Annotated in this window: 24 protein-coding genes; 15 read left to right on the top strand and 9 right to left on the bottom strand. The window is 69.7% G+C overall.

Annotated elements, in window-relative coordinates; translation table 11 throughout:
* The first annotated feature begins 25 nt into the window (after window positions 1–25).
* On the top strand, window positions 26–697 hold the full coding sequence (locus ACFP1K_RS27835) for an SLATT domain-containing protein (protein WP_380758665.1): 672 nt from the start codon (window positions 26–28) through the stop codon (window positions 695–697).
* A gap of 10 nt (window positions 698–707) precedes the next feature.
* On the opposite strand, the gene ACFP1K_RS27830 is transcribed toward ACFP1K_RS27835, so the two are convergent.
* Window positions 708–1112, bottom strand: a complete 405-nt coding sequence (locus ACFP1K_RS27830) for an ATP-binding protein (RefSeq protein WP_380758664.1) — start codon at window positions 1110–1112, stop codon at window positions 708–710.
* Between the two features lie 181 nt (window positions 1113–1293).
* On the opposite strand from ACFP1K_RS27830, the gene ACFP1K_RS27825 reads away from it, so the two are divergent.
* Genes ACFP1K_RS27825 through ACFP1K_RS27815 form a run of 3 tightly spaced genes read left to right on the top strand, consistent with a single transcriptional unit; the run spans window position 1294 to window position 2489 of the window.
* Window positions 1294–2082, top strand: a complete 789-nt coding sequence (locus ACFP1K_RS27825; RefSeq protein WP_380758662.1) for a helix-turn-helix domain-containing protein — start codon at window positions 1294–1296, stop codon at window positions 2080–2082.
* Complete coding sequence (locus ACFP1K_RS27820; RefSeq protein WP_380758660.1) at window positions 2073–2270, top strand: DUF397 domain-containing protein; 198 nt, start codon at window positions 2073–2075, stop codon at window positions 2268–2270. The genes ACFP1K_RS27825 and ACFP1K_RS27820 overlap by 10 nt, the downstream gene beginning before the upstream one ends.
* A gap of 24 nt (window positions 2271–2294) precedes the next feature.
* A complete protein-coding gene (locus ACFP1K_RS27815; RefSeq protein WP_380758658.1) occupies window positions 2295–2489 on the top strand; it encodes a DUF397 domain-containing protein in 195 nt (64 codons plus the stop codon).
* A gap of 94 nt (window positions 2490–2583) precedes the next feature.
* Here the strand turns inward: ACFP1K_RS27815 and ACFP1K_RS27810 are convergent, their stop codons facing one another.
* Window positions 2584–3153 carry a TetR/AcrR family transcriptional regulator gene (locus tag ACFP1K_RS27810; protein ID WP_380758656.1) on the bottom strand — a complete coding sequence of 190 codons (570 nt, stop codon included), beginning with the start codon at window positions 3151–3153 and terminating at the stop codon, window positions 2584–2586.
* Window positions 3154–3293: 140 nt separating this feature from the next.
* Between ACFP1K_RS27810 and ACFP1K_RS27805 the strand changes: the two genes are divergently transcribed.
* Window positions 3294–4226 (top strand): SDR family oxidoreductase, encoded by a 933-nt coding sequence (locus ACFP1K_RS27805; protein ID WP_380758654.1) that lies wholly within the window; start codon window positions 3294–3296, stop codon window positions 4224–4226.
* 1328 nt (window positions 4227–5554) lie between these two features.
* Here the strand turns inward: ACFP1K_RS27805 and ACFP1K_RS27800 are convergent.
* Window positions 5555–5920 carry a winged helix-turn-helix transcriptional regulator gene (locus ACFP1K_RS27800; protein ID WP_380758652.1) on the bottom strand — a complete coding sequence of 122 codons (366 nt, stop codon included), beginning with the start codon at window positions 5918–5920 and terminating at the stop codon, window positions 5555–5557.
* 107 nt (window positions 5921–6027) lie between these two features.
* Between ACFP1K_RS27800 and ACFP1K_RS27795 the strand changes: the two genes are divergently transcribed.
* Genes ACFP1K_RS27795 through ACFP1K_RS27785 form a run of 3 tightly spaced genes read left to right on the top strand, consistent with a single transcriptional unit; the run spans window position 6028 to window position 7495 of the window.
* Window positions 6028–6663: an NAD(P)-dependent oxidoreductase gene (locus ACFP1K_RS27795; protein ID WP_380758650.1), complete on the top strand. Its 636-nt coding sequence runs from the start codon at window positions 6028–6030 to the stop codon at window positions 6661–6663.
* On the top strand, window positions 6663–7085 hold the full coding sequence (locus tag ACFP1K_RS27790; RefSeq protein WP_380758648.1) for a nitroreductase family deazaflavin-dependent oxidoreductase: 423 nt from the start codon (window positions 6663–6665) through the stop codon (window positions 7083–7085). The genes ACFP1K_RS27795 and ACFP1K_RS27790 overlap by 1 nt, the downstream gene beginning before the upstream one ends.
* Window positions 7086–7132: 47 nt before the next feature.
* Entirely contained in the window at window positions 7133–7495 is a 363-nt protein-coding gene (locus ACFP1K_RS27785) for a hypothetical protein (RefSeq protein ID WP_380758646.1), read from the top strand.
* Here ACFP1K_RS27785 and ACFP1K_RS27780 read toward each other — a convergent pair.
* The 3 genes from ACFP1K_RS27780 to map form a co-directional block, all read right to left on the bottom strand.
* Window positions 7443–7895 carry a hypothetical protein gene (locus ACFP1K_RS27780; protein WP_380758644.1) on the bottom strand — a complete coding sequence of 151 codons (453 nt, stop codon included), beginning with the start codon at window positions 7893–7895 and terminating at the stop codon, window positions 7443–7445. The genes ACFP1K_RS27785 and ACFP1K_RS27780 overlap by 53 nt on opposite strands.
* Window positions 7896–8080: 185 nt before the next feature.
* Window positions 8081–9109 carry a MerR family transcriptional regulator gene (locus ACFP1K_RS27775; RefSeq protein WP_380758642.1) on the bottom strand — a complete coding sequence of 343 codons (1029 nt, stop codon included), beginning with the start codon at window positions 9107–9109 and terminating at the stop codon, window positions 8081–8083.
* Between the two features lie 34 nt (window positions 9110–9143).
* Window positions 9144–9992 carry a type I methionyl aminopeptidase gene (gene map, locus ACFP1K_RS27770; RefSeq protein ID WP_380758640.1) on the bottom strand — a complete coding sequence of 283 codons (849 nt, stop codon included), beginning with the start codon at window positions 9990–9992 and terminating at the stop codon, window positions 9144–9146.
* 105 nt (window positions 9993–10097) lie between these two features.
* On the opposite strand from map, the gene ACFP1K_RS27765 reads away from it, so the two are divergent.
* The gene (locus tag ACFP1K_RS27765; RefSeq protein WP_380758638.1) at window positions 10098–10280 is read left to right on the top strand and encodes a hypothetical protein; all 183 of its coding nucleotides are present in this window, start codon (window positions 10098–10100) and stop codon (window positions 10278–10280) included.
* A 57-nt stretch (window positions 10281–10337) separates the two neighbouring features.
* Here the strand turns inward: ACFP1K_RS27765 and ACFP1K_RS27760 are convergent, their stop codons facing one another.
* Complete coding sequence (locus ACFP1K_RS27760; protein ID WP_380758636.1) at window positions 10338–10859, bottom strand: C40 family peptidase; 522 nt, start codon at window positions 10857–10859, stop codon at window positions 10338–10340.
* A gap of 78 nt (window positions 10860–10937) precedes the next feature.
* Here ACFP1K_RS27760 and ACFP1K_RS27755 point away from each other — a divergent pair, with 78 nt between their 5' ends.
* Entirely contained in the window at window positions 10938–11315 is a 378-nt protein-coding gene (locus ACFP1K_RS27755; protein ID WP_380758634.1) for a VOC family protein, read from the top strand.
* Between the two features lie 30 nt (window positions 11316–11345).
* Here the strand turns inward: ACFP1K_RS27755 and ACFP1K_RS27750 are convergent, their stop codons facing one another.
* On the bottom strand, window positions 11346–11930 hold the full coding sequence (locus tag ACFP1K_RS27750) for a hypothetical protein (RefSeq protein ID WP_380758632.1): 585 nt from the start codon (window positions 11928–11930) through the stop codon (window positions 11346–11348).
* A gap of 125 nt (window positions 11931–12055) precedes the next feature.
* Between ACFP1K_RS27750 and npdG the strand changes: the two genes are divergently transcribed.
* From npdG to ACFP1K_RS27735, 3 genes are all read left to right on the top strand, one after another.
* Window positions 12056–12724, top strand: coding sequence for an NADPH-dependent F420 reductase (gene npdG / locus ACFP1K_RS27745; RefSeq protein ID WP_380758630.1), 669 nt, complete (start codon window positions 12056–12058; stop codon window positions 12722–12724).
* 84 nt (window positions 12725–12808) lie between these two features.
* Window positions 12809–13993 carry a trans-sulfuration enzyme family protein gene (locus tag ACFP1K_RS27740; protein ID WP_380758628.1) on the top strand — a complete coding sequence of 395 codons (1185 nt, stop codon included), beginning with the start codon at window positions 12809–12811 and terminating at the stop codon, window positions 13991–13993.
* An 83-nt stretch (window positions 13994–14076) separates the two neighbouring features.
* A complete protein-coding gene (locus tag ACFP1K_RS27735; RefSeq protein WP_380758626.1) occupies window positions 14077–14988 on the top strand; it encodes a threonine/serine dehydratase in 912 nt (303 codons plus the stop codon).
* A 49-nt stretch (window positions 14989–15037) separates the two neighbouring features.
* On the opposite strand, the gene panB is transcribed toward ACFP1K_RS27735, so the two are convergent.
* Entirely contained in the window at window positions 15038–15889 is an 852-nt protein-coding gene (panB, locus tag ACFP1K_RS27730; protein ID WP_380758624.1) for a 3-methyl-2-oxobutanoate hydroxymethyltransferase, read from the bottom strand.
* A 470-nt stretch (window positions 15890–16359) separates the two neighbouring features.
* On the opposite strand from panB, the gene ACFP1K_RS27725 reads away from it, so the two are divergent.
* Together ACFP1K_RS27725 and ACFP1K_RS27720 are read left to right on the top strand one after the other, a co-directional pair.
* Window positions 16360–17871, top strand: coding sequence for an MFS transporter (locus tag ACFP1K_RS27725; RefSeq protein WP_380758621.1), 1512 nt, complete (start codon window positions 16360–16362; stop codon window positions 17869–17871).
* 7 nt (window positions 17872–17878) lie between these two features.
* Window positions 17879–18484, top strand: coding sequence for a TetR/AcrR family transcriptional regulator (locus tag ACFP1K_RS27720; protein ID WP_380758618.1), 606 nt, complete (start codon window positions 17879–17881; stop codon window positions 18482–18484).
* Window positions 18485–19615 lie beyond the last annotated feature (1131 nt).

Raw genomic sequence — 19615 nt, 5'->3', positions numbered from 1 at the left:
CATACTCGCATAAGGAGGGAAACGGGTGTCTGGTGTTCCCGCCGAAGAGGCGTCACCTGCTCCTGACCCTCGGCCGAGACGTCGATGGGGTAGAGGGGATCTTCCGCCGTTGCCTCGGCCCGGAACAGGGGCGCAGGAGTGGGCAGATCCGTTGCGGGCGTTGGAGGAGCTGAGGGAGTGGGCTGAGGGGCGGGCGTTGGAGTTGATTGACTGGTATGCGCGGGATAAGCGGATACGGAGGGTTGCTTCGCGGGGGTTGCGGGCTGGGGCTGTGGTGCTGGCGGTGGCGGGGGGTGTGGCGCCGTTGGTTCTGCATGAGGGGGCGGGGGCGAACCTTGGGTATGTGTTTCTTGCTATGGCGGCGGGGTGTGTGGCGTTTGATCACTTCTTTGGGATCTCTTCGGGGTGGATGCGGGACATTGCGGCGCTGATGTCGTTGCGGGGGCGGCTTACGCGGTTTCATCTGGACTGGGCCGCTTGGCAGGCGGACCCGTCCGCTCCGGAGAGGACGGCTAAGGGGTTGGCGCTTATCGATCGGCTGGTTTCGGACATCGTGCGGGTGTCGGAGAGTGAGACGGCGCAGTGGATCGCGGAATTCAATACCTCTGTCGCTTCGCTTCGGCAGCAGTCGACGCCTGCGGTGACGTCTACCTCTGATCTGATGACCTGGAGTCATAAGGGGGATCTGTCCACCTGATGGGGTGGGTTCATGGTGGGGGAGTGGGCAATTCGCACCAGACTACTTTTCCGCCGCTTGGGGGGCGGCGGATTCCCCATTGGGTGGTCAGGGCTTTGACGATGTGGAGGCCTCGGCCGTTCTCGTCGTCGGTTCTCGTGGGGGTGAGGATGGGGTTGCCGGGGTTGCCGTCCCAGACTTCGATGACGAGGCCGGTGTTGCTGCGGAACAGGCCCAGGTGGATGACGTCCAGGCGGGGGTGGGGCTCGTCGGGGGTCGGGCGGGGGTGCGGGATGGCGGCGGCGCGGGTGGCGTTGGTGACCAGTTCGGAGACAATCAGTTGGGCGTCGTCGGAGTGGGCGGTCAGGTGCCACTCGGTGAGGGTTTGGCGAACGTGCCGCCGGGCTGCGCCGGCGGCCGTTGGCAAAACGGGCAATTGCCACCACATTAAATCAATTACTGCCCGCACAGTGTTTCCCTTCGACGTTTTGCCGATCCTCCGGACCGGTGGGTATTCAGCGTCGTAAGCTGCGGGGGAAGGCGTCGTCAGTACCCGCGAAATGTGAGCGCGGAGTTCCCCCCGTGAGCGTCTGTGAGGAAGCGTGAGTGTTAATCGAATGACCTCGCTTGAATTCTTCGCGCGGGAACTGCGGCGGGCGCGGGAGGCCGCCGGGATGAGTCAGGCGCAGCTCGCCACGGCGATCGTCGGCTACTCTCCCTCGTTCGTCGCGATGGTCGAGACCGCTCGCAGGGTTCCCAAACCGGACTTCGCTCAGCGGTGCGATCAACTCCTGTCCACGGGCGGCATCCTCACCCGTCTGGCGGAAGATCTGGTCTGCCGGAACATGCCTCCGGAGTGGGTGGGGAAGTGGTTGTCGATCGAGGGTGACGCGACGTCGTTGCTGTCGTATCAGCCGCTGGTGGTGCCGGGATTGCTGCAGACTGAGGCGTACGCACGGGAAGTCATCGCGACCTCGGGCAGGGAGTTCGATGTCGAAGAGCAGGTAGAGGCGCGTCTGGAACGGCGCGGTATTTTGTCCCGAGCTAACCCGCCGATGCTGGTTGCTGTCATGGATGAAGACGTACTGCGCCGTCCCGTCGGCGGTCCGGACGTTATGCGCGAACAGGTCCTTTATCTACTCGAAATGGCAGAGCGGCCAAGGGTTCTGATCCAGATTGTGCCTTTTGAAGCAGGTGCTTACGCTGGACTCGCCGGTCCGTTCGTCATCGCCAAATCGGACGACAAGGACGTCGTCTATGTGGACAGCGCGCTCAGCGGGGACGTCGTACAGCGTTCCGACGACGTCGTCACACTGAGACGCCTGTGGGAGGCGTTGCGGGCCGAGGCGCTGCCCATAAGGAATTCGATCGACCTGATGGCGAAGGTGGCCGAGACATGGACGTAAGCGGGATGCGTTGGCGCAAGTCCTCCTACAGCAGCGGCAACGGCGGGGACTGCGTGGAGGTCGCGGCCTCGGCGGGAGTCGTGGCCATCCGAGACACGAAGGACTGGGCCCGGGGCATGCTGCGGGTTCCGGCGAGTGAGTGGCACCGTTTCCTCGGGACCCTGGAGCAGGGTGACCTCGACAACTGATCCCAATCCGGAGGGGATCCTCGCATGGACGTGATCGGCGTCTGGCGGAAGTCGTCCTACAGCAGCGGCAACGGTGGCAACTGCGTCGAGGTGGCGGGAGGGGCCAGGGGCGTCGCGGTGCGGGATACCAAGGAACGTACTCGGGGCATGTTGTGGGTGTCCCCGAGTGGGTGGCGCGGCTTTCTGGCCGCGGTCAAGGTTGGTGAGTTCGACCGGTAGTGCGTGGTGGCGCTCGCCCGTCTGGTCGTCGTAGCGATCGCTCGACTCGGCCGCGTGATGTGTCACCTCGCGCGGGTGACGGCTCAGGGCAGCCCTATGCCCCTCCGGTGTCCGCGCTTTGTTCGAGAGTGGCGAGGAAGCTCTCGGCCGTGTCTTGGACGCGGGCTTGGTCGCCGGTGGCGAGCAGGTCGAGCAGTAGGCCGCGGATTGTCGCGATCACGAGTGTGGCTGTGCGGGTCGCCGTCGCCGGGTCGGTGTTCGGGCCTTGTGCGTCGACTAGGGCACTCATCCAGTCGGCCACGACGTGGTCCAGGAAATCCGTGAACTGGTGTGGCGCCTGGAGGGCGCGTCCGTAGACGGCGAAGAACAGCCTGAACTCCGGCCACTGTCGCGGGTCGGAGGTTCGCGTCCAGACGGCGCGCGCCGCCGTTGCCAGGTCGGGCTGCTCGCCGGCCGTGTCGCTGGTGGCCACGAACATGCGCTCGCGCAGGCGGCCGAGGATGGTCTCCAGCATCTGCTCCTTGGTGCCGAAGTGATGCACCAACGTCGTGGCCGAAACGCCGAGGGCGGCGGCGACGGGGCGCCACGACAGTTCGGAGAACCCGTGCTCGACGGTGTAGTCGACCACGGCGTCGAGCAACTCGGCCCGCCGTTGATGGTCCACGGGCCGCCCCGCCATCACTGCCTCCGGCTGTTGGTCTCGGCTTGACTTTTCTAGTACGACTGTACAAAGAATGGTGACTGGCTTCAAGGGTCGCCTGCCGCGGATCCGCCCGGCAGGCGTCCACGTCCTGGAAGGTTCCCATGCGCGTTTTCGTCACCGGAGCGTCGGGCTGGATCGGCCGCGGGCTCGTTCCCGAGTTGATCGCCGCCGGTCACACGGTCATCGGGCTCGCCCGCTTCGATGCTTCGGCCCAGGCCCTGCGAGGGGCGGGGGCCGAGGTCCGGTCGGGATCACTCGACGACCTCGACATCCTGCGCGACGCCGCCGCGTCGTCCGACGGGGTCATCCACCTCGCGTTCAAGCACGACATCGCCTTCGCCGGCGACTACGCCGGTGCCACGGACGCCGATCGTGCGGCGATCGAGGCTTTCGGCGAGGCCCTTACCGGCACCGGCAAGCCCTTCGTCATCGCCTCCGGCATCCTCGGCGTGCTCGGACTCCCGCCTGGAGCCGTCGCCACCGAACGCGACGGGCTGGCGGATGCCGGGGATCTCGAGGGTCCGATCGGTGGCGCCAACGGGCGGATGGGCAACGCCCGCCACACTCTCGCGCTCGCCGGCCACGGGGTCCGCTCCTCGGTCGTGCGTCTTCCGCCGGCCACACATGGCGAGGGCGACAACGGGTTCATCCCGACCGCGGTCGGCTTCGCGCGCGAGAAAGGGGCCGCGGCCTACGTCGGCGACGGCGCCAACCGCTGGCCGTCCGTCCATCGGGACGACGCCGCGCGCCTGTTCCGCCTCGCGTTCGAGTCCGCGCCGGCCGGGTCGGTGCTGCACGCGGTCGGCGACGAGGGCGTGCCGATCCGCGAGGTCGCCGAGGTCTTCGCCTCCCACCTTGGCGTTCCCGCCGTCTCCGTCACCCCCGAGCGGGCCGGAGAGTACGTCGGCTGGCTCGGCGGCTTCTGGGGGGTCGACGGTCCCGCCTCGGCACAGATCACTCGCGACCTGCTCGGGTGGCAGCCGACCCGTCCGGGCTTGATCGCCGACCTGAAGGAGGGCCACTACTTCGCCTGAGCACGTCCGGGTGCCACTTCTCCGCCTTGCCGCCACCAGCCTTGCCCCGCGCGTTGACCCACGGACGTCGGCGGGGCTGGTCAGGCGGCTCTGATCAACGGCTTCGCCGTACGTGGATCCAGCCGTGTCGGCGCCGGAATACCTTCCCGTGGGTGGTGCTGGTGGTGCAGGTGGTGCAGGTCTTCGCGTGATCCTGGTGCAGGTGGTGTACGTGGTGCAGTGGGACGTGATGAGCCCGGCAGGGCCGGGGGGTGGGGGTACCCCTCGCATGCGAGCAGCCCTTGCGGCTTTCGCGTCGAGCGCGCCCTTGGCAAGGACCGTTTCACCGCGTGGCCACGCGCATCGGGTTGTCCGCCGTAGAGCGGCGCCGATTTCGCCGTTCCTCGTCCCGCCGTCGCGGCGCCGGAAAGAGAACGTCCTGAACGGACGGGGCTCGGGTCGGTGGGGGTGGCGGGCAGTGGGGCCTGGCGACCTGTGGCGGGTTTCCCGCCGTACGGCGGCGCCGGATTCGCCGACCTACGTCTTGCCGCTTCGGCGCCAGATAGGTGAGGTCTTGATGGCGGGGGGATCGCGCGGGGCCGTGGGGGGTGGACCGGCGGGGCGCCGTACGGCGGCGCCGCCGAGGTGCCGTCGGGTTTGTCTTACCGGCGCCGGGTCGGCGGGAGGGTGGACGGCGAACACGGCGCCGTCGTGCGGTGGACAACCCGGCGTGGGCGCGGCGCCGATGAAATGGTCCTCGCGCAGGCCGCGCTCCGCGAAGGACGCAAGGGCTGTGCCTGTGCGGGAGACACCCCCGCGCCCCCGGCCCTGCCGGGCTCATGTGCTCCACCACGACGCGTTTCGCCGGGCCGGTGTCCCGCCGTACAACGGCGCCGAATTCGCCGTACCACCCCCCGCCGACCCGGTGCCATCTACGGGACAGGTAGGGACGCAGTCCACCGAGGCGGGGCCTGGGGCGCCTGCGTTCGCGGGGTGACGTGCACATGCGGTGATCGATGGCCCAAGAATCGGGTGGGCAACTGTCGACACGGGGGAAAACGACAAACGGGTGGGCCCATCTACTCCAACCGAAGACGGGTTTGAGCTCGTCGATCCCCTTGACGTCGACTATTCCCCGTTCGGCAACTTATGGCGGGTTGCTCGCCGTACGACGGCGCCGAGTTCGCCGTACGTGGGTCTCGCCGTCGCGGCGCCGTTGATATAGGCAGTTGGGCGCGGCGGCGACCGGGGGCGGTGCGACCGGGCGGCGCGGACCGGCGCGGACCGGCGCGGACCGGGGCGGTGTGGCTGGGTGGTGCGAGGGTGGTGTGGATCGGGCTGCGATGACGTTATGAGGGGGTGAGTGGGGAGGACTCGCGGGCGTCTAGGAGTTCGTCCCAGTGTTGCTCGGTCCAGGCGCAGGCGGCGTTCATTGGTTCTAGCAGGCTGCGGCCGAGGGGGGTGAGGGCGTACTCGACTCTTTGGGCGGGGTGGACGGTGCGTTCTACCAGGCCGTCGCGGGTGAGAGTGCGTAGGGAGCGGGTGAGGACCTTCGCGGTGATGCCGTGGAGGGGGATTCGGAGTTCTGAGAAGCGGCGGGGGCCTTGTTCCAGGCAACGGATGATCATTCCCGACCATTTGTCGCCGAAGCGGATGGGGGCGAGGTCGGACGGGCAGACCGGGTCGAACATGTCCGGATCCAGGGGCTCTGGCACGGGTCCACGGTAGCCGGGTATCCCGGTGGTAACCAGCTGTCCGGCTAGCCTCCCGGGCAGTGGCCGGTGATCAGGAAGGACCCCGGCCCTGGACGGCAGGGGTTCGGATGAGCGAGATCGTTGTCTTCGGCGCGGGGGGCAGGGCGGGGCGGGCGGCCGTGCACGAGGCGCGGCGGCGGGGGCACCAGGTCACCGCGGTGGTGCGGGACCCGGGCAAGTACGGGGATCTGGCGGCGGACGGGGTGCGGGTCGCCGCCGGGGACGTCACGGACGCGGGCGGGGTCGCGAGGCTCGCCGAGGGGCACGACGCCGCGATCAGCGCCGTCTACGACTGGGGCGTCGAGGCCGGCGTCTTCTTCCCCGGCGCCGCACGCGCTCTGGCCGCCGGGCTGGCGAAGGCCGGGGTGAACCGGTTGGTGGTGGTCGGACTGGCGTCGGTGCTGGAGGACGCGTCGGGGGTGCCGCTCATGGACACGCCCGGCTACCCGCAGGAGTACCGGTCGTTCTACCTCGGGCACGCGGCCGGGACCGAGGTGCTGCGTGGCGCCGCCACCGGGCTCGACTGGCTGGTGGTCAGCCCGGCCGGTGACTTCGACCACGGCGGCTCCCGCACGGGCCGATACCGTACGGCCCCGGCCGACGCGGCCAGTCGCGTCTCCTATGCCGACTTCGCGATCGCGCTGCTCGACGAGATCGACTTTCCCGGCCACCATCGGGTGCATCTCGGCGTGGAGGAGGGCTGATGGAGGAGGAGATCGTCGACAGCCCGGACCAGTGGGTGGCGCAGCACATCCGCCGGTTCGTGGAGACGGGTGGTCAGGCCCGGCCGGGCATGAACGACCTGCTGCTGACGACGCGCGGCCGCAGGACGGGCAAGCTCCGCCGCACCGCACTCCTCTACGCGCGCGACGGCGACCGCTACATCCTCGCGGCGTCCGACTCCGGCGCGGACCGGCATCCCGCGTGGTACCTCAACCTGGTCGCGGAGCCCGGCGCCGTGGTGCAGGTCGGCGCGGAGACGTTCGCCGTGGTCACGCGGACCGCCACGGCTGAGGAGAAACCCCGGCTGTGGCGGCTGATGGTCGACATGATGCCGGCCTACCAGGAGTACCAGGAGACCACCGGCCGGGACATCCCCGTGGTGATCGCCGAGCGCGCGGTCTGACGGCCTGTCACGACGATCCTCCCCGCGCTCAGGCCGAGCTGTTCACCGTGGACGGTGAGCAGATCCGCACCGGGATGGGCGCCTACTACGAACGGCGTCCGGCACGTGGAGACCGCATGGTGAACGTTGCGGAAAGCCGATACGTGCTGCACTCCACCACCGACCCCGACGTCTTCATCGCCGAGATCGACACCGCCCTCAGCGGCAGCGCGGGGGACACGACCATGTCCCTGTTGCAGATCTTCCGCCTCCGCGACGGCGAGATCGCTCTGCTGCGGGACTACTTCGCGCCGGAGGAGGTGGACCGAGCGGAGCCGACATACGAGCGGTGCCTGCGCCTCGGTGTGATCGTCGTCGCTAACCCCTTGTCTCGTTCGCTTGTTTGCTGCAGTCACGCGGGGTCAGGTTGAAGCAGACGGTGATCCTGATGCGGTTGATGCCGCCGACCAGGTCCGGATCCCCGATGGGAAAATCGAATGGCACAGTCCTGCCGTTGATGTATCCGTCGTCATCGGCGGTCCTGGTCTGAGAATCGACCTTGACGTTGCTCGCGGTGAACGCCTCGAAGATGGCTGTCGTGCTTCCCTCGCCGCGGTCGAAAACAACTCCGTGGATCTGCGCACTACGATTCAGCCACCTGATCGTACCCTCGGTGTAACCGCCTTCGCACGCCGGCTCGTAGCCGCCGCAGACAAAGAAGTCGTCGACCTCCGGTGCGGCTGCCGCGGGATTCGCGGGAACGGTCGCAGCGGCCATCCCGAGGCCGATGCCCGCTAAGATCGCGCCGAGCTTCCTGCCGATGTGTGTCATCTTTCCTCCATCTGGAACAGGTGCGTTCGCCAAACGCAGGGATCAATAAAGGGGCGGCTGATCTGGCCGGAATGACGTTTCCGGGCAAAATCAAGTGCTACGGATGACGATGCCATTTATTCGATCCATGGCTGTTGTCTTTCCGTGCCGTCCACTTGACGATGCGTGCGAGAAAGCCGTAGTGGTCAGCCCGGGATCGGGTGAGCGCGCAGTGCGCGGATGGACCAGTCGAGGGCCAGGGTGAGGCTGTCCGGTGGGAGCCAGTCGTTGATGACGGCGAGGAGCCGGAAGTACCGCTCGCGGCGGGGGTCGTTCGCGGTCTCCAGGTGGGTGAGCAGGCGGCGCCGGAGGGCGGGGCCGTCCTCGGTGCCGCAGGTGCGCGCGTGTTCGGCGGTGAACGCGGCGACGACCGGGGCCGCCTCGGGGGAGGCGGGGTCGACGCCGGCGCTCAGGGCCGGAGTGACCTCGTCGAGGACCGCGGCGACGGTGGGGCGGCGGATGGCGGGAGCGGAGGACCGGACGCGTGCCGCGGCGACGGCGCAGGGCACGGCGGGGATGTCCTCCCGGGGGATGCCGTGGACGTCCTCGCGGGGGACGGCGACGAAGTCCTCGCGGGGGACGGGGGGCCGGAAGTGGTCGGCGAGGTGGCGCATGGTGGTGCGGAAGCCGGGGTCCTGGGAGAGTTGCGCCAGTTCGACCCACGCGTCGAGCTGCGCGGAGGTGGGGTCGGCGGGGAGTTCGGGGGTCATCGTACGCCGGATGCCCTCGAACTCGCGGCGGGGGGTGAAGGCGGCGTCGAGGAAGGCGGCGATCAGGTCGCGGCGTTCCTGCTCGGAGAGCCGGGCGAGTCTGTGCATGAGATCCATCTCCTCGGGGCCGGCCTCGCGCCTGGCGACCGCCGTGAGCACCGCGTGCTGCAGCCGGAGCAGGCGGATCTGGACCGCCAGGGCCTCGGCGTGGGTCGCGGCGACCTCGGGGAGGGTGAGCTCCTGGTTCACGACCCCGCGGATCGCGGGGAGGCCGAGGCCGAGGGCGCGCAGGGTGCGGACGAGGTCCAGGCGGGCCGCGGCGGCGCGGTCGTACAGGCGGTAGCCGGCGGGGGTGCGGGTGGTGGGCGGCACGATCCCGCGGTCGGAGTAGAACCGGATGACCTTGACCGGCAGGCCTGTGCGCCGGGCCAGGTCGCCGATCGAGTAGAGCGTGTCGCCGTCCATGCCGCTCAGCCTGACGTCTCCTCCTGGAGGAGACTCAAGGGAGGGTGAGGATCTCGCTGCCGGAGTCGGTGACGACGATGGTGTGCTCGAACTGGGCGGTGCGCTTGCGGTCGCGGGTGACGGCCGTCCAGCCGTCGGGCCACAGGTCGTACTCGATGGTGCCGAGGGTGAGCATGGGCTCGATGGTGAAGGTCATGCCGGGGACCAGGGTGACGGTCAGGGTCGGGTCGTCGTAGTGGGGGACGATCAGGCCCGAGTGGAACGACGTGGAGATGCCGTGGCCGGTGAAGTCGCGGACCACGCCGTAGCCGAAGCGCTTGGCGTACGCGGAGATGACGCGGCCGACGATGTTGAGCTGGCGGCCGGGGGCGACGGCCTTGATGGCGCGCATCATGGCCTCGCGGGTGCGCTCCACCAGCAGGCGGGACTCCTCGTCGACCTCGCCCACGAGGTACGTGGCGTCGGTGTCGCCGTGCACGCCGCCGATGTACCCGGTGATGTCGATGTTGACGATGTCGCCGTCCCGCAGCACGGTGTCGTCGGGGATGCCGTGGCAGATGACCTCGTTGATCGAGCTGCACAGGGACTTGGGGTAGCCGCGGTACCCGAGGGTGGAGGGGTAGGCGCCGTGGTCGCAGAGGAACTCGTGGCCGATGCGGTCGAGCTCGTCGGTGGTGACGCCGGGGGCCACGTGCTTGCCGACCTCTTCCAGCGCCTGGGCGGCGATGCGCCCGGCCACGCGCATGAGCTCGATCGTCTCGGGAGTCTGGACATCGGGGCCGCCCTTGCGGGGCTCCTTGCGGCCGACGTACTCCGGGCGCTCGATGTGGGCCGGGACCTTGCGGGTGGGCGAGAGCCGTCCGGGCCGGAGCGATGTCGTCATGGAGCCAAGTCTAGTTCCGCCCCGGCAGGGCAAGATGTGGCAGAGACCGAGCGTGGCGGACGTTCCGGGTGAGACGCCTCACGGCCACCCGGTGAGGAGGGCGACATGACCGGTGAGCAGTGGTGGTTCTGCCTGAAGCACATGGCGGTGGAGCCGGACAAGGGTTGCCCCAACAAGGACCGCCTGGGGCCGTATCCGACCCGGGAGCAGGCCGCCGCGGCCCTGGAGACCGCCGCCGCCCGCAACAAGTCCTGGCGGGAGGCCGACAAGGAGTGGGACGACGACTGACCGCCTCGGCGCGTGTCGCCGGCGAGCCGGAGGACCACGGCGCGCCGGCGCCGTCGTTCAGTAGCGGAAGTAGCCGAGGAAGTCTTTCCGCTTGATGCGATCGACGCGCACCTTGGCGCCGGTCTCCGGCGCGTTCATCATCCTCCCCTGACCGAGGTAGACACCGACGTGCCGGGTCTTCTTGATCTTCCCGAAGTAGACCAGGTCGCCCGGGCGAGGCGTGCGCACCCGGCGCATCCGCTTCAGGTGGTCGTCGGTGTTGCCCGGTCCGAGCACGTCGGTGCCGTGCGCGAGCGCGTAGACCCAGCGGGTGAACCCCGAGCAGTCCAGCCCGCGGGTCTTCGCCGCCGGGCACGGCTTGATCTTCCCGTGGTACCCCAGGCAGGTCCCCTTGGACGGTCCCGGTTTGTCGGCGTGCCCGCCGCCCCACGAGTAGACGATCCCCTTCGTCTGCAGCCGGTAGGCGATCCGCACGATCTCCGGGTTGGCGTAGTGCCACAGGGGCATCGAGGCGGACGAGACGACGAGGATGAGCACAACGGCCAGGGCCGCGCGTCTGATCCTCCCCGAGATCCTCATAACAGGATTTATCCTGCAATATTCTGACGAAGATCACGCTCGGGGAGAAATGTCCGCCGAGCGTCCTAGGATGCGGCCATGATCGCTGAACTGGAATGCGTGGTCCTGGACTGCCCCGATCCTCTGGGGCTCGCCGGGTTCTACCGGTCGCTGCTCGGCGGGGTCGTCAACAAGCCGGACCGGCGGTGGTCCGTCGACGAGGACTGGGCGACGCTGCACCTGCCGTCCGGGAACGTCTTCGCGTTCCAGCGGGTCGAGGACTACCGGCCGCCGAAGTGGCCGGACCCGGCGCACCCGCAGCAGTTCCACCTGGACTTCGGGGTCCCGGACCTGGAGAAGGCGCACGAGGTGGTGCTGGCGGGCGGCGCGACGGTGCTGGACCCGGCCGAGGGACGCAGATGGCGCGTCTACGCGGACCCGGCGGGGCACCCGTTCTGCCTGCTCCGCCATCTGTGACGTCCCTTGATGACCCCGGGGCGGTGACCGTCAGTCCGTGACGCGCGGGCCGGTGATGCGCTCGGCCAGGCGGGCCAGGCGCTCCAGCAGTTTGGTGCGGGAGCGGGAGGTGTCGCCCGCGGCGGCGCTCACCAGGTGCTGGGCGGCGTCGAAGGTGAACAGGTCGTCCTTGGGGGGCACGGCCAGCGCGTCGTGGGCGAGGTACTCCAGCTCGGGGTCCCCGCCGTCCAGGGCGATGATCGTGGCGCCGGTCCGGCGGGCGTCGTCGACGCGCTCCAGCAGCGGCACCGGGGCCTTCCGCTCGGCGACCACGAAGACGGTCTCGCCGCGCCCGGCGGTCTCGACGCGCTCCATGCCGACGGCCAGATGGCGCGGCGCGCCCGGGGGAGGGGACCAGCGGACCAGCGTGGGGGCCAGCTGGACGAGGCCGGACAGGCGGGCCTCGTCGCTCAGGTGGGCGGTGAGGTGCCACGGCTCCTCGTCCGGCGTGCCGACCACCAGCAGGCCACCGGGGGTGCGGGTGGCGCGCAGGGAGAGACCGAGATGGCGGGTGCGCTCGACCCAGCCGGTCGTGGAGAGCACATCGCGCAGGAAGGCCACCGACGCAGCGTCCATGGCCTCCATGGTGCATCAGCGGCGCCGCCGCCGTCCGGCGAAAACCACTGGCGTGATGTGGCGGTTTGCGGAACGGCGTGGTCCGCCTGCCGTCCTCGCCGGGTGCGCCTGGCATGATCGTGGACATGGGTGATGAGCTTCGAGACGTGGACGGCCTGACCATCGGCATCCTCGGCGGCACCGGTGACCAGGGCAAGGGGCTGGCGCGGCGGTTCGCGCTGGCCGGGCACCAGGTGGTGATCGGGTCGCGCAGCGCGGGCCGGGCCGAGGAGGCGGCGGCGAGCCTCGGGGACCTGCCGGTGCGCGGCGCGGAGAACGCCGCCGCGGCGGCCGGGGCCGACATCGTGATCGTGGCGGTGCCGTGGGACGGGCACCGGGCCACGCTGGAGTCGCTCCGGTCCGAGCTGGCCGGGAAGATCGTGGTCGACTGCGTGAACCCGCTGGGCTTCGACAAGCAGGGGGCGTACGCGCTGGAGGTCGAGGAGGGCAGCGCGGCGCAGCAGGCGGCGGCGGTGCTGCCGGACAGCCGGGTCGTGGCGGCGTTCCACCATGTGTCGGCCGTGGTGCTGCTCGACCCGGCCGTCGATGCGGTGGACCTGGACGTGCTGGTGCTGGGCGACGACCGCGAGGCGACCGGCCTGGTGCAGGCCCTCGCGGCGCGCATCCCGGGGGCCCGTGGGGTGTACGGCGGTCGGCTCCGCAACGCGCGGCAGGTGGAGGCGCTGACCGCGAACCTGATCTCCATCAACCGCCGGTACAAGGCGCACGCGGGGCTGCGGATCACCGACGTGTGAGGTCGTGCCGGAGCTGTCGGACACTGATATGTGACGAAAACGACAGATCTGACAAATGGTGTGTAGGGCGTCATCCTTAGCCATATGACCGATATGCACTTCGACAGCCGTGCCGTCCACCTGCCCGTCCCCCCGCTGGACGGCGCCCGGCCCATGGCGCCGCCCATCTACCAGACGTCGGGGTTCGCGTTCGACGACCCGGCGGTGGTGGCGGACGGGCTGAGCCGGCCGGACGGCGCGTTCGTCTACGGGCGGCTGAGCAACCCGACGGTGCGGACGCTGGAGGAGGCGATGGCCGGGCTGGAGGGCGGGGTGGCCTCGGTGGCGGCGTCGTCCGGCATGGGGGCGATCAGCGCGGTGCTGCTCGGGCTGCTCAAGCCGGGCGACCACCTGATCGCGCAGCCCGCCCTGTACGGCGGCACGGCCGGCCTGATCGCCGACATGGCGGCCCGGTTCCAGATCGCGGTCACCTACGTCGCGCAGGACGACCCGGAGGCGGCCCGCGCGGCGATCCGGCCCGAGACGCGGCTGCTGTACCTGGAGACCATCGCCAACCCCATGACCCAGGTGGCCGACATTCCCGGCATGTGCGCGGCCGCCCGCGAGGCCGGCCTGATCTCGGTGGTGGACAACACGTTCGCCTCGCCGGTGCTCTGCCGCCCGCTGGAGCACGGCGCCGACATCGTGGTGCACTCCACCACCAAGTACCTCGGCGGGCACAGCGACGTGCTCGGCGGCATCGCGGTCTTCGCCGGCGACGCGCTGTACCGCAAGGTGTGGTCGTACGCCATCGAGCTCGGCGCCACCCCCGACCCGTTCGGAGCCTGGCTCACGCTGCGCGGCATGCGCACCCTGTCCCTGCGGATGGCCCGCCACTGCGACAACGCCCGCGTGCTCGCCACCCGCCTCGCCGAGCACCCCGCCGTCGGCGCCGTGCACTGGCCGGGCCTGCCGAGCCACCCGTCCCACGGGCTGGCCGCCAAGCTGATGTCCGACTTCGGAGGCATGTTCACCTTCGACCTGGCCGCCGGGCGGGAGGCGGGGGAGCGGTTCATGACCGCCGTACGGCTGGCGCAACTCGCCCCGTCCCTCGGCGGCGTGGAGACCCTGGTGTTCCACCCGGCCACATCCTCACACCGCATGCTGACTCCGGAGGAGCTTGCCGCGGTGGGGATCGGGCAGGGGAGTGTGCGGGTGTCGACGGGCATCGAGCACGCCGAGGACATCTGGGACGACTTCGCGCAGGCCCTCGACCAGGTGGGCGGCTGACCGTCCCGGCTTGACACCCGGCGAGGGAGTCAGGAAACTGCCTGGTCGGCCGCGTGGCCGTGCCTGGAGACGAGGAGCCGCACATGGTCGTGACACGTCCCGACGTCGAGCGAGCCGCCACCCGGATCGCCGCGCACGTGCGCCGCACCCCGGTCCTCGAGGACACACCGGACCTGACACTGAAGCTCGAACTCCTCCAGCACGGCGGTTCGTTCAAGGCGCGCGGCGCCTTCAACCGCATCCTGGCCGCGGGCGACCTCCCCGAGGCGGGCGTCATCGCCGCCAGCGGCGGCAACCACGGCGTGGGCGTCGCGTACGCGGCCCGGATGCTGGGCGTCCGGGCCGAGATCTTCGTCCCGGAGATCTGCGCGCCGGTCAAGGTCGCGGGCCTGCGGGCCCTCGGCGCCCATGTCACCCAGACCGGGGCCATCTACGCCGAGGCGTACGAGGCCTCGGCCAAGCGGGCGGCCGAGACGGGCGCCCTGGAGATCCATGCCTACGAGCACGCCGACGTGGTCGCGGGTCAGGGCACGGTGGGCCTGGAGCTGCTGGAGCAGACCGGTGCGTTCGACACCATCCTGGTCGCCGTCGGCGGCGGGGGCCTGGTCGCGGGCATCACGGCGGCCCTGGACGGCGCGGCCGGCGTCGTCGCCGTCGAACCGGCCCTGATCCCCACCCTGCACGACGCCCTGGCGAACGGCGGCCCCGTCCAGGTCCCCGTCAGCGGCGTGGCCGCCGACGCCCTCGGCGCCAGCCGTCTCGGCCGCGTCGCCTACGACACCGTGGCCGCCGCCGGGATCCGTTCCGTCCTGGTCGGCGAGGACGCCATCGTCGAGGCCCGCGACCACCTGTGGCGCACGTACCGCATCGCCGCCGAACACTCCGGCGCCACCGCGATGGCGGCCCTCCGCTCCGGCGCCTACACCCCCGCGCCCGGCGAGCGGGTCGTCGTACTGGTCTGCGGCGCCAACACCGACCCGTCGACCCTGGCCTGACGTGATGGGAAGGCCGTGCCGGGCGGGCCCGGCACGGCCTCAGGCGGGGTCAGCGGTAGGTGTGCTCGGGAGTGGGGAAGGCCCCGGAGACGACCTCGTCGGCGAAGGCGCGGACGGCGTGGTTCATCTCGGTGGCCAGGTCGAAGTACTTCTTGACGAACTTGGCGGGGTGCGGGGTCAGGCCCATGAGGTCCTGCCAGACCAGCACCTGGGCGTCGCAGGCGGGGCCGGCGCCGATGCCGATGGTGGGGACCGACAGGGCGGCGGTGACGCGGTCGGCGAGGTCGGCGGGGACGCACTCCAGGACGACGGCGAAGGCGCCCGCGTGCTCCAGGGCCTTGGCGTCGGCCATCAGCTCGTCGCCGGACTGGCCGCGGCCCTGCACGCGGTAGCCGCCGAAGACGTTGACGGACTGCGGGGTGAGGCCGAGGTGGCCCATCACCGGGATGCCGGCCGAGACGAGGGCCTCGACCTGGGGCAGGACGCGGCGGCCGCCTTCGAGCTTGACGGCGTGCGCGCCGGCTTCCTTCATGAAGCGGGCCGCGGACTCCAGCGCCTGCTGCGGAGACGACTGGTAGGAGCCGAACGGCAGGTCGGCCACGACCATGGCGCGGGAGGAGCCGCGGACGACGGCCGCCGTGAGCGGGATGAGGTCGTCGACGGATACGGGCAGGGTGGAGTCGTAGCCGTAGACGACCATGGCGGCGGAGTCGCCGACCAGCATGACCGGGATCCCGGCCTCGTCGAACACCCTGGCGGTCATCGCGTCGTAGGCGGTGACCATGGGCCATCTCTCGCCTCGCTCCTTGGCGGCGGAGATGTCGCGGACGGTTACCCTTCGGCCAGCCTTACCGCCGTACAACATGGTCGGTGAGCTGGACATACTTGACACAGAGGACATCGTTGATCCCTCCAGCCTCGTGGCGCCCTTGTGGCGTCCCCGGACGGTCAGCATCATCGCACGCGCGACCTTCCTGACAACACCGGGGACAGCCCTTCCTAGTCCCTTCACCGAGGCGTCCACACCCGGTGCCGGACGCGTCCGTTCCCCCGCCGCCTGCCCTCGATCGGGGGGCTCAGGCTTGACTTGCGGGGTCACCGCGGGAGAGCGCCGGGCGGCCTGGCCGTATTGCCAAGATCCCTAAAGCGGCCCTAATGCGGGGGTGGGGGCGAGCGCGGGCGGGTGAACGGAACATGTCCGGATACTTGGGAAGATGTTTCGATACGGGACGGTTGCGTATCGTAGGTCCCAGCGCTACGGTTGCGTTGCGAAACTACAGCGTATCGAAACTTATGTACCAGCTCTAATGGGGGGCAAAGTAAGTGGAAACGGCGTCAGGTCACCCGCGCAGATGGCAAGTCCTCGGCGTGATGGTGTTCAGCCTGCTGGCGATCGTTCTGGACAACACGATTCTCAACGTGGCTCTCAAGGTCATCTCCGACCCGGTGGCCGGGCTCGGCGCGACGCAGAGCCAGCTTGAGTGGGCCATCAACTCCTACACACTGGTGTTCGCCGGCCTGCTGTTCACCTTCGGGGTGCTCGGTGACAGGTTCGGCCGCAAGCGGATGCTGCAGATCGGCATGGTGCTGTTCGGCCTCGCGTCCCTGGCCAGTGCCTACGCACAGGACCCGACACAATTGATCTTCGCCCGGGCGGCGATGGGGCTCGGCGGCGCCGCCGTCATGCCCGCCACCCTGGCGATCATCTCGAACGTCTTCGCGCCCCGGGAGCGCGGCAAGGCGATCGGCATCTGGGCGGGCGGCGTCGGCCTGGCCGTCGCCATCGGCCCGATCACCGGCGGCCTGCTGCTGGAGCACTTCTGGTGGGGCTCGGTCTTCCTGATCAACGTGCCGGTCGTGATCATCAGCTCCGTGCTGATCGCGGTGCTGGTGCCCGACTCCCGCAACCCCGACAAGGCGCAGCTCGACCCGCTGGGCGTGCTGCTGTCCATCGTCGGCCTGGTCGGCGTGGTGTGGGGCATCATCAAGGGCGGCGAGCTCGGCACCGTCACCGAGCCGCAGGTGTGGCTGCCCACCCTCGCCGGTGTCGCGGTGCTCGCGCTGTTCGTCTGGCACGAGCGGCGGACGGCGCACCCGGCGTTCGACGTGCGCTCCTTCGCGATTCCGAGGTTCTCGACCGCCGTCGCCAGCGTCGGCATCGTGTTCTTCTCCATGATGGGCGTGATGTTCTTCATGGCGTTCTACCTGCAGATCGTCAAGGGGTACAGCCCGCTGCAGTCCGGCGCCCTGGTGCTGCCGTTCGCGGCGGCGCAGCTCATCTTCTCCCCGCTCAGCGCCGGCATGGTGCGCCGGTTCGGCGGGAAGAAGGTCGCGACGGTCAGCATGCTCCTGGTCGCGGCCGCGCTGACCGGATACGTCTTCCTGCAGGCGGACACGCCGATCTGGATGTTCGAGGTGCTCGGCTTCGTGCAGGGTGCCGCCATGGCCAACATCGGCGCGCCCGCCACGGAGGCGGTCATGTCGTCGCTGCCCCGGGAGAAGGCGGGCGTGGGGTCGGCCATGACCAACACCGTCCGGCAGGTGGCCGGCGCCCTCGGCGTCGCGATCCTCGGCTCGGTGCTGTCGGCGGTCTACCGCGACAACATCGCGGGCTCGCTCACGGTGCTGCCGGAGAACGTGCGGCACGTCGCGGGTGAGTCGATCACCGCGACCATGGGGGTCGCGCAGTCGCTCGGCCCGCAGGGGGCCTCGCTCGTGACGCCCGCCAAGGAGGCGTTCATGGACGGCATGCACGTCGCGGCCATCGCCGCCGCGGTGGTGGCGCTGTTCGGCGCGGCCGTGGTCGCGAAGTGGCTTCCTGGCAAGGAGGCGGCCGAGGTGCCGGTGACGCGACCGGAAACCAAGGAACCGGCAGTAGTGTGAGATCACCATGGTGACTGATCAGCTAGGGACGGCCCGTACTCCGGGCCGTCCCCGTAGTGAGAAGGCCGAGAAGGCGATCATCGACGCGACGATCGACATGATCGCCGAGGGCGCCACGGTGGCCGAGCTGTCCATCGAGGCGATCGCGGCCCGGGCCGGCGTGGGCAAGACGACGATCTACCGCCGCTGGTCCGGCAAGGAAGACCTGGTCGTCGACGCCCTGACCAGCCTCAAGGCGCCGATCCCCGACCTGGACGCCCCCACCGTCCGCGAGAACATCGTCCGCTACCTCGCCGCCATGCAGCACGAGTCCCACAGTCGCCGCACCCGCTGCATCATGAACATCGCCATGAGCGAGTCCGAACGCTTCCCCACCCTCGCCGAACGCTTCCGCGAGATCGCCATCAAGCCCCGCCGCGAGGCCCTCCGCGTCGTCCTCCAGCGCGGCACCGCCTCCGGCGAACTCCGCCCCGACCTGGACGTGGAGGTAGCCATGGCCTCCCTGACCGGCGCCATGCTCTTCTTCACCAAGTGGCGCGAAAACGACGACCCCCTCCCCCCCGACCTAGCCGACCGAATCGCCGACCAGATCCTCCCCGGCCTCCTCCCGTAACCCAGGTAGCGCGGGCGCCGGTGAAATAGTCCTTGCGCCGGTGAATCGGTCCTTGCGGATAGCGCGCTGCGCGCGAAAGCCGCAAGGACTGTTCTTGTACGGGGGACACCCCCGCACCCCCGCCCCTGCCGGGCTCGTGCGCGGGCGCCGGTAAAACGGTCCTTGCGAAGGCCGCGCTCCGCGCGGAAGCCGCAAGGGCTGCTCTATGCGGGGGATACCCCCGCGCCCCCGGCCCTGCCGGGCTCCATCGTTCCCACCGCGCCACCGCACCCCGCCCAGACGTACCTCCGCCCCACTCACGGGTCACTTCTCCGGCGCCGGGTGATGACGTTCCCTGGAGTGGCGGGAATTGTGCACCTTGATGAGGGTACGAAGGTCTGACCACTAGGTATCGGGGACATCTCGGTGCTTCGGTTCGGGCACAGAATTGCACCATTTGGCGGGACGCCACCCGGCGCCGAGGCAGTGAAGTCCGTATAGGGCAAATCCGGCGCCGTCTTACGGCGGGTAACCTGGCGTGCGCGGGCCGCCCGGTGAAACGGTCCTTGCGAAGAGCGCGCTCCGCGCGGAAGCCGCAAGGGCTGCTCTTATGCGGGGGACACCCCCGCGCCCCCGGCCCTGCCGGGCTTCTCGTTCCCCACACCGCGGGGACATATCTGTGAGGAGTTACGCCGCAACGGCGGACAGGCTTCTGATCAAGTCAGCGAAGTGAACCAGGCCGATGCCGATGATCTCGGCGACGAGTCACGCGCAGGGTACGCCCGCAGACGGCCAGATCCTTCGAGAGTCAGCCAAGACCACCGGCACCGGGCGTGGCAGCGCTCTACCAACGGCGCCATCGAAAGACTCACAGATCCGTCGAGTGCGTAGATCAAGTTCGAAGGAGATCAAGGATGGCCGTCAACGACAGTGTGGACCCCTCTGGGTGGCTCCGCCGAGACGGCGAGGTCCACGCTGGGTGGCGCGCTTTAAGCGGATAATCGGCTCCTTGGTCGACTGGTTCTTCCCCGCGGCGCCGACGCGAGTGATGTGCGGGTGACGTCCCGCCGAGTGGTGTAAGTGGTGACGATCAGCGATCGACGGCTAGCACAAAGTGAGCCATCGTGTGACGGTCGAGGGGAAGGGCTCAAT

It is taken from the genome of Sphaerisporangium aureirubrum (genome assembly GCF_042658925.1).
Classification (GTDB): Bacteria; Actinomycetota; Actinomycetes; order Streptosporangiales; family Streptosporangiaceae; genus Sphaerisporangium; species Sphaerisporangium aureirubrum.
This window is presented reverse-complemented; position numbering and strand designations above follow the sequence as displayed.